The following is a 7,374-nucleotide window of genomic DNA, read 5'->3' as shown; positions in this document are numbered from 1 at the left end:
CTGGTGCACGCTCACGTCTACGCCCGCCCACGTCCTCGTTCCGGCTCGTCCCACCCAGCCTACGGTCCTTCGGAGGGGGGAGGCCCCCTCCGAAGGACCGTAGGCTGGGTGGGACGAGCCGGAACGAGGACGTGGGCGGGCGTAGACGTGAGCGTGCACCAGGGTGCGAACGAGGGCCCCGAGAGCGAGCGGCCTCAGGACGAGCCGTCCGGGAGCGAGTCGCCACAGCAGGAGCCGGGCCGGGACGAGCCGCTTGCGAGCGGGGCGCCGCAGGCCGAGCGTGACGAGCGGCCCGAGGCGCGGCTCGAACGTGCTGTGCGGGTGGCCGAGCAGGCGTTGATCGAGTTCGAGATCGCCGTCGAGACCTTCCGCGTCGAGGTGGACAACTTCTCGCGGCTGCACCACCAGAAGCTCGGCCCGATGTACGCGCGGCTCGACGAGCTCGATGCCCGGATCGCCGAGGCGCGGGCGGCGCGGACCGGTGACCCCGAGGACCTTCGGCGCGCGCAGGAGGCGCGGGCCGCGGTCATGCCGATGCCGGGGGTGGACGAGCTGTTCCACGACTGGATCGACTCCGACGGCTTCTCCCCCGAGGCCGAGGCCATGCTCACCGACCGTCCGGTGCGGCCGCCGAAGCGGGTCCGTCCCAACGAGGAGGTCCGCAGGCTCTACCGGGAGCTGGCCCGTAAGGCCCACCCCGACCTGGCACGCGAGGAGGACGAGCGGAAGCGGCGCGAGGAGTTCATCACGCGGGTGAACGCCGCCTACGCCCGCGGCGACGAGGCCGTCCTCCGCGAGCTGTCCGCCGAGTGGGAGGCCGGTCCCGTGCCGGCCGAGGAGCGGCTCAGCGAGAGCGAGGAGCTGTACGCGCGCCTCGAGTGGCTGGCGCAGCGCAAGGACATGCTGTCGACGCTGGCGCGTGAGCTTGAGGAGAGCGCGATCGGCGCGATGCTGCGGATGGCGCCGGAGGACCCGGACCGTCTCCTGGAGGAGATCGCGGAGCAGCTGCTCGCTCAGGTCTCCGAGCGGGAGAGCGAGCTGGCCGGGCTGGTGCAGTAGGTTTTTCCGTGCGCTCGAGACCTTCGGGCGGTACTGATCGAGAGAAGGCCGGTCCCATGAATTTCTCCCCTCTGCCCTCGGTGGACGCGGCTTCCGTGCCGGCCGATGCCCTGGTGCTGGACGTCAGGGAGGACGACGAGTGGGCGGCCGGGCATGTCGAGGGTGCGCTGCACGTGCCGATGAGCGACTTCGTGGCCCGCTTCGGTGAGGTGACCGAGGCGGTGGCCGAGCGCGGTCGTGCGTACGTGATGTGTCGGGTGGGTGGCCGGTCGGCGCAGGTCACGCAGTATCTGGTGCAGCAGGGCTTCGACGCGGTGAACGTCGAGGGCGGCATGCTCGCCTGGGACGGTGCCGGGCGGCCGATGGTGACGGGTACCGGAAGCCCGGCCTTCGTTCTCTGACGTTCTCCGGGCTTTCCGGCCGGCTGCGGCGGGGCTCAGTCGAGGGGATGGGCGGCCAGGAGGTCGCCCAGGGCGTCCTCGTGGGCCGCGGCGGGGCCGAGTGACAGCTCCAGGTGCTTGGCCCAGGCGTGGAAGCGGTGCAGCGGGTAGTCGGTGTCGGCGCCGAAGCCGCCGTGCAGGTGCTGAGCGGTCTGCACCACCCGTCGTACGCCTTCGGAGGCCCAGATCTTCGCGACGGCGATGTCCCCTTCGGCGGGGAGTGCCGCTTCGGCTTCGCTGGACAGGCGCCATGCGGCCTGCCAGAGGGTGACCTCCATGGCGCGCAGGTCGATGTAGCGGTCGGCGGTCTGGACGGCGACGGCCTGGAAGGTGGCGACGGGGTGGCCGAACTGTTCGCGTTTCCCGGTGTATTGGCTCGTCATGGTGAGGACGGCCTCGCCGAGGCCGAGGGCGAGCGCGCAGGTGCCGGTGGTGAGGAGTCCGCGCAGCCGGTCCCAGGCGCCTTCGGTGTCGATGACGTCGGCGCTGTCGAGGCGGACGGCGTCGAGCCGTAGTTCCGCGAGGAGTTCGCCGCTCGTGGAGTACTGGGCGGTGAGGGTCAGTCCGTCGTGGGTGCGGGGCAGCAGGGCGAGGACGGTGGCGCCGTCGGGGGTGTGTGCCGGTACGGCGATGATGTCGGCGCCGTGGGCCCAGGGGACGGCGGTCTGCAGGCCGTCGAGGATCCAGTCGGTGCCGTCGCGGCGTGCGGTGACGGCGCGTTCGGCGGGGTCGTGGCCGGTGCGTCCCTGGGCGGCGGCGGTGAGGACGAGTTCGCCGCGGCTCACGCGGGGGAGCAGTCCGGCGGCGGTGTTCGGGGGTGCGTACCGCTCGACGGTCATGGCGACGGCGCTGGTCTCCAGGAGGGGGACGCGGGCCAGGACGCGGGCCGATTCGCGCAGGACGAGACAGAGGGCGACGGGGTCGAGCCCGCCGCCGCCGTGCTCCGGGGACACCATGAGGCCGAGGAGGTCGGCGGCGGCGAGGCGGGACCAGAGCGGTCGGTCGAGGTCCTCGGACACGGCGCCCGGGGTGAGGGCGGGGCTCGGTACCGCGTCGGGCGTGACGCCCGAGAAGACCGCCTTGGCGGCCTCGACGGCCGCCTGCTGCTCTTCGGTGAAGGTGAAGTCCACTGCCCTGCCCTCCCGTTGTGCCCCTGCTCGTCCTGACGGTTCGTCAAGATAGAACAGGTTCTAGTGGAAGGGAATGGCGGCGCCACAGTTGGGTCGGGGCGTGGCGCCGGCTCCTCATGCGTCAGCGGTCGAAGTCCAGCTCCACGTCCGGGGTGACCGGGTGGGACTGACAGGCCAGGACGTATCCGGCTTCGGTCTCCTCCGGTTCCAGCGCGAAGTTGCGGTCCATCCGCACCTCTCCGCCGACGAGGAAGGCACGGCATGTGCCGCACACTCCGCCCTTGCAGGCGTACGGGGCGTCCGCGCGGGAGCGGAGCACCGTGTCGAGGAGGGTCTCGCCGCGGTCCACCGGCCAGGTGCCGGACCGCCCGTGCAGGGTCGCGGTCAGCGTGGCGTGCGCCGGGGTGTCGGCGGTGGGGACCGGGGCGGGCGCGGAGCCGTCGTCGACGTGGAAGATCTCCTGGTGGATCCGGCCGCGGTCGACCCCGAGGCCGCGCAGGGCTTGCTCGGCGCCCTGGACGAGCCCGAAGGGGCCGCAGAGGAACCAGCCGTCGATGGCCTCGACGGGCAGGAGCGAGGGCAGCAGCTCGGCGAGCCGTTCACGGTCGAGCCGGCCGGACGGCAGACCGGCCTGCTGCTCCTCCCGGGAGAGGACGGTGACCAGCTGGAAGCGGTCGGGGTAGCGGTCCTTCAGGTCGGCGACCTCGTCGAGGAACATCGTGGACGAGGCGGTGCGGTCGCTGCGGATCAGGCAGAACCGGGCCTCGGGCTCCCGGGCGAGCAGGGTGGCCGCGATCGACAGGACCGGGGTGATGCCGCTGCCGCCGACGACGGCCGCGAAGTGGCCGGGGCGCGGGGTGAGCGAGAAGCGGCCCATCGGCTCCATGACCTCGACGAGGTCGCCGACGGCCAGCTCCTTGAGGGCGTACGTCGAGAAGGCGCCGCCGTCCACGAGCCGGATGCCGACGCGCAGGACGGGGGCCTCGCCGGCCGGGGTGGCGGGGGCGCAGATCGAGTACGTGCGCCGGATCTCCTCCCCGTGCTCGCCGGTGCGGCGCAGGGCGAGGTGCTGGCCGGGGAGGTGCCGGTACGTGTCGTGGAGCTCGGGCGGGACGGCGAAGGTGACCGCCACGGAGTCGTCCGTGAGCTGCTCGACCTCGCTCACCCTGAGGGGGTGGAACCCGGCCCGTCCGCCGGCCCGGGCGCCCACGCCTGAGGACTCCATCTACAGCTCCTTGAAGTGGTCGAACGGTTCGCGGCAGGCGGTGCAGCGGCGCAGGGCCTTGCACGCGGTGGAGGAGAAGCGGCTGAGGAGTTCGGTGTCGGTGGAGCCGCAGTTGGGGCAGCGGATCGCCAGGGTCAGCGGTACCGGGCCGCCGGCCGGGCCCTGGGGGCGCGGTGGTGCGACGCCGAACTCGGCGAGCTTGCGCCGCCCTTCCTCGCTGATGTCGTCGGTGGACCAGGCGGGGGCGAGGACCGTGACGACGGAGACCTCCGGCACTCCGTGCTCGTGGAGTGCGCGCTCGATGTCCGAGGACATGGTCTCGACGGCGGGGCAGCCCGTGTACGTCGGCGTGAGGGCGACCTCGACCCGGCCGGGTCCCGTGACGTGGACGCCGCGCAGGACGCCGAGCTCCGCCAGGGTGAGGACGGGCAGTTCGGGGTCGAGGACGGCGCCGGCGATCCGGCTCAGCTCCTCCTCCAGGGCCGTCATGGTCACCATGTCGCCCCCGGGTGGCTGCGGTGCAGGTGCTGCATCTCGGCGAGCATCCGTCCGAACGACTCGGTGTGCAGTCCCTGCCGGCCGGCGCCGGCGGCCCAGGCGCCGGTGCGCGGGCCCTCGGGCACGGTGAGCGTGGCCCTGCCGAGGACGTCGGTCACCGAGGCCAGCCAGGCGCTCTCCATGGCCGCGTGGTCCACGTCGACTCCCTCGACGGGCTGGAACAGTTCGCCCGTGTACCGCCAGAGGGCGTCGCAGGCCCGCTGCATGCGGCGGTGGCTCTCGTCGGTGCCGTCGCCGAGGCGGAGTGTCCAGTGCTCGGCGTGGTCCTGGTGGTAGGCGACCTCTTTGACGGCCTTGGCCGCGAGGCCGGCGAAGGGGCCGTCGCCGGAGGCCAGCTGGCCGTACAGAAGTCGCTGGTAGGTGGAGAAGTAGAGCTGCCGGGCGATGGTGTGGGCGAAGTCGCCGTTCGGCTGCTCGACCAGCTGCGCGTTCCGGAAGGAGCGCTCCTCGCGGAGGTACGCCAGTTCGTCCTCGTCGCCGACGAGGGAGAGCAGGACGCGGGCCTGGCCGAGGAGGTCGAGCGCGATGTTGGCCAGGGCGACCTCCTCCTCCAGGACGGGGGCGGAGCCCGCCCACTCCCCCAGGCGGTGGGAGAGGACGAGGGCGTCGTCACCGAGGGCGAGGGCGGCGCCGGTGATCACGGCGGCCCCGCTCGTGGCCGGGGTGGTGCTCACAGGTGCTTCACCCCCTCCGGGATCTCGTAGAACGTCGGGTGGCGGTAGGGCTTGTCCGCGGCCGGCTCGAAGAAGGGGTCCTTCTCGTCGGGCGAGGAGGCGGTGATCTCCGCCGAGGGCACGACCCAGATCGACACGCCCTCGCTCCTGCGGGTGTACAGGTCACGGGCGTTCCGCAGGGCCATCTCCGCGTCGGGCGCGTGGAGACTGCCCGCGTGGGTGTGGGACAGCCCGCGGCGGGAGCGCACGAACACCTCCCACAGCGGCCAACCGTCGCTCGTCATGCCTGTGCCTCCCCGTGCTTGCCGGTGTGCTGGTGCTGCTCGGCGTGGTGCTTGTCCACGCGGTGCTTCTGCGCGTGGGCCGCCGCGGCCTCTCTGACCCAGGCGCCGTCCTCGTGGGCCTGGCGTCGGCGGCTCAGCCGCTGTTCGTTGCAGGGGCCGTTGCCCTTGAGGACGTCCCAGAACTCGTCCCAGTCGATGGCGCCGAAGTCGTAGTGCCCGCGCTCCTCGTTCCACCGGAGGTCGGGGTCGGGGAGGGTGAGTCCGAGGGCCTCGGCCTGGGGCACGGCGATGTCGACGAAGCGCTGCCGCAGCTCGTCGTTGGAGTGCCGCTTGATCTTCCAGGCCATCGCCTGGGCGGTGTGGGTGGACTCGTCGTCCGGCGGCCCGAACATCATCAGCGAGGGCCACCACCAGCGGTCCACGGCGTCCTGCGCCATGGCGTGCTGGGCCTCGGTGCCGCGGGAGAGGGCGAGGAGTGCCTCGTACCCCTGGCGCTGGTGGAAGGACTCCTCCTTGCAGACCCTGACCATCGCGCGGGCGTACGGCCCGTAGGAGCAGCGGCACAGCGGGACCTGGTTGGTGATCGCGGCGCCGTCCACGAGCCAGCCGATCGCGCCGACGTCGGCCCAGGTCAGCGTGGGGTAGTTGAAGATCGAGGAGTACTTCTGGCGGCCCGAGTGGAGCTTGTCGAGCAGCTCGTCGCGGCTGGTGCCGAGGGTCTCCGCCGCGCTGTACAGGTACAGGCCGTGGCCGGCCTCGTCCTGGACCTTCGCCATGAGGATCGCCTTGCGCCGCAGCGAGGGCGCGCGGGTGATCCAGTTCGCCTCGGGCTGCATGCCGATGATCTCGGAGTGGGCGTGCTGCGCGATCTGCCGGACGAGCGAGGCGCGATACGCCTCGGGCATCCAGTCGCGCGGCTCGATCCGCTCGTCGGCGGCCACTGCGGCGTCGAACACGGCCTCGTAGGCGGCCTGCTCCGCCGCTACGGCCGCGTCCGACACGCCGGGCGCGCCCGTGGTCTCTGCCGTCCCTGCCGTCACTGCGGTCATCGGACTCCCTACCGACCGATCGTTCGGTTGAATAGCTTCAATGGTGAGTCGGCGGCCCGTATGGTGTCAACCCTGTGGATAACCGAGGTGAGCCGATCGGGATCGGGGCGGGATGGACGCGTACGTCGAAAAAGGCGCCGCCGACGCGGACGACGGCCGTCCGACGCCCCCGGCCGGCACCGGGAGCGAGGCCCCGCCGGCCGTGACAGTGCCCTTCGCGAGCCCCCCGGCCGATGGCCCGGACGGGTCACCCGCGGCGGACCGCGGGGGCGTCGGGATCATGGCCCTGTCGATGCCCTACCAGGTCGTCCTCGCCGTGGCGCTCGCCGTCGCCGGAGTCTTCGCGTGCGTCCATCTGGCGATGGTGTTCCTGCACGTCGCGCCGTCCAACACGCTGACCAAGCGGCACGGCCAGGCCGTCGACGACTGGGTCTATCCCGAGTTCGAACAGAACTGGAAGCTCTTCGCGCCCAACCCGCTCCAGCAGAACGTCTCCGTGGAGGTCCGGGCCGAGATCGTCGCCGCCGACGGCAGCCGCCGGACCACCGGCTGGATCGATCTCACCGCCCAGGACGCCGAGGCGATCCGGCACAACCCGATGCCCAGCCACGCCCAGCAGAACGAGCTCCGGCGGGCCGTGGACTTCTATCTCAACTCGCACTCCGACGACCACACCCCCAACGGGATGCGCGGCCGTCTCTCGGAGGAGTACATGCGCCGGATCGCCATGCTCCGCCTCGCGGACCGGTCCGGTGACGTGGAGCGCGTCCAGCTGCGTACCGTCACCCGGGCGGTCCCGGCCCCCGGGTGGAGCTCCGAGAAGAACGACACCGCTCCCTCCTACCGCGACTTCCCGTGGTGGCCGGTCACCGACGCCGACCGGCCCGCCGGGGTCGACCGAAGCCGCACGGAGGCGGGCCGATGAGCACTCCCACCCCCAGACCCACTCCCGGCC

At 72.3% G+C, this 7,374-nt stretch carries 9 protein-coding genes; 3 read left to right on the top strand and 6 right to left on the bottom strand.

The genetic code is table 11. The annotated features are described in order from the left end of the window. Positions 1-315: 315 nt before the first annotated feature. Entirely contained in the window at positions 316-1,059 is a 744-nt protein-coding gene (locus AOK00_RS04865; RefSeq protein WP_106975874.1) for a hypothetical protein, read from the top strand. A gap of 56 nt (positions 1,060-1,115) precedes the next feature. Then, entirely contained in the window at positions 1,116-1,460 is a 345-nt protein-coding gene (locus AOK00_RS04860) for a rhodanese-like domain-containing protein (RefSeq protein ID WP_055599075.1), read from the top strand. Between the two features lie 35 nt (positions 1,461-1,495). Here the strand turns inward: AOK00_RS04860 and AOK00_RS04855 are convergent, their stop codons facing one another. The 6 genes from AOK00_RS04855 to paaA all read right to left on the bottom strand — a co-directional run bounded on the left by AOK00_RS04855 (position 1,496) and on the right by paaA (position 6,419). After that, positions 1,496-2,629 (bottom strand): acyl-CoA dehydrogenase family protein, encoded by a 1,134-nt coding sequence (locus AOK00_RS04855; protein ID WP_055599074.1) that lies wholly within the window; start codon positions 2,627-2,629, stop codon positions 1,496-1,498. Positions 2,630-2,750: 121 nt separating this feature from the next. Further along, positions 2,751-3,854: a 2Fe-2S iron-sulfur cluster-binding protein gene (locus tag AOK00_RS04850; protein ID WP_055599073.1), complete on the bottom strand. Its 1,104-nt coding sequence runs from the start codon at positions 3,852-3,854 to the stop codon at positions 2,751-2,753. Next, positions 3,855-4,352 carry a 1,2-phenylacetyl-CoA epoxidase subunit PaaD gene (paaD, locus tag AOK00_RS04845; protein WP_055599072.1) on the bottom strand — a complete coding sequence of 166 codons (498 nt, stop codon included), beginning with the start codon at positions 4,350-4,352 and terminating at the stop codon, positions 3,855-3,857. It lies immediately after the preceding gene. Next, entirely contained in the window at positions 4,346-5,086 is a 741-nt protein-coding gene (gene paaC, locus AOK00_RS04840; RefSeq protein ID WP_055599071.1) for a 1,2-phenylacetyl-CoA epoxidase subunit PaaC, read from the bottom strand. The genes paaD and paaC overlap by 7 nt, the downstream gene beginning before the upstream one ends. After that, the gene (paaB, locus tag AOK00_RS04835; RefSeq protein ID WP_055599070.1) at positions 5,083-5,370 is read right to left on the bottom strand and encodes a 1,2-phenylacetyl-CoA epoxidase subunit PaaB; all 288 of its coding nucleotides are present in this window, start codon (positions 5,368-5,370) and stop codon (positions 5,083-5,085) included. Before paaB ends, paaC begins: the two co-directional genes overlap by 4 nt. Further along, positions 5,367-6,419 (bottom strand): 1,2-phenylacetyl-CoA epoxidase subunit PaaA, encoded by a 1,053-nt coding sequence (paaA, locus tag AOK00_RS04830; protein WP_055599069.1) that lies wholly within the window; start codon positions 6,417-6,419, stop codon positions 5,367-5,369. Before paaA ends, paaB begins: the two co-directional genes overlap by 4 nt. 112 nt (positions 6,420-6,531) lie before the next feature. On the opposite strand from paaA, the gene AOK00_RS04825 reads away from it, so the two are divergent. Next, complete coding sequence (locus tag AOK00_RS04825; RefSeq protein WP_055599068.1) at positions 6,532-7,344, top strand: DUF5819 family protein; 813 nt, start codon at positions 6,532-6,534, stop codon at positions 7,342-7,344. Positions 7,345-7,374: the final 30 nt, after the last annotated feature.

Origin of the sequence: Streptomyces aureus, from assembly GCF_001418135.1 — a bacterium.
Lineage (GTDB): Bacteria > Actinomycetota > Actinomycetes > Streptomycetales > Streptomycetaceae > Streptomyces > Streptomyces aureus_A.
The sequence above is the reverse complement of the archived record's forward strand: the minus strand, read 5'-3'. Positions and strand labels throughout refer to the sequence as shown.

What these genes read in the sequence shown, in the direction of transcription:
- AOK00_RS04860 (WP_055599075.1), top strand. Translation starts at nt 1,116, where the DNA reads ATGAATTTCTCCCCTCTGCCCTCGGTGGACGCGGCTTCCGTGCCGGCC.
- AOK00_RS04850 (WP_055599073.1), bottom strand. Translation starts at nt 3,854, where the DNA reads ATGGAGTCCTCAGGCGTGGGCGCCCGGGCCGGCGGACGGGCCGGGTTC.
- paaA (WP_055599069.1), bottom strand. Translation starts at nt 6,419, where the DNA reads ATGACCGCAGTGACGGCAGGGACGGCAGAGACCACGGGCGCGCCCGGC.
- AOK00_RS04825 (WP_055599068.1), top strand. Translation starts at nt 6,532, where the DNA reads ATGGACGCGTACGTCGAAAAAGGCGCCGCCGACGCGGACGACGGCCGT.
- paaB (WP_055599070.1), bottom strand. Translation starts at nt 5,370, where the DNA reads ATGACGAGCGACGGTTGGCCGCTGTGGGAGGTGTTCGTGCGCTCCCGC.
- paaD (WP_055599072.1), bottom strand. Translation starts at nt 4,352, where the DNA reads ATGGTGACCATGACGGCCCTGGAGGAGGAGCTGAGCCGGATCGCCGGC.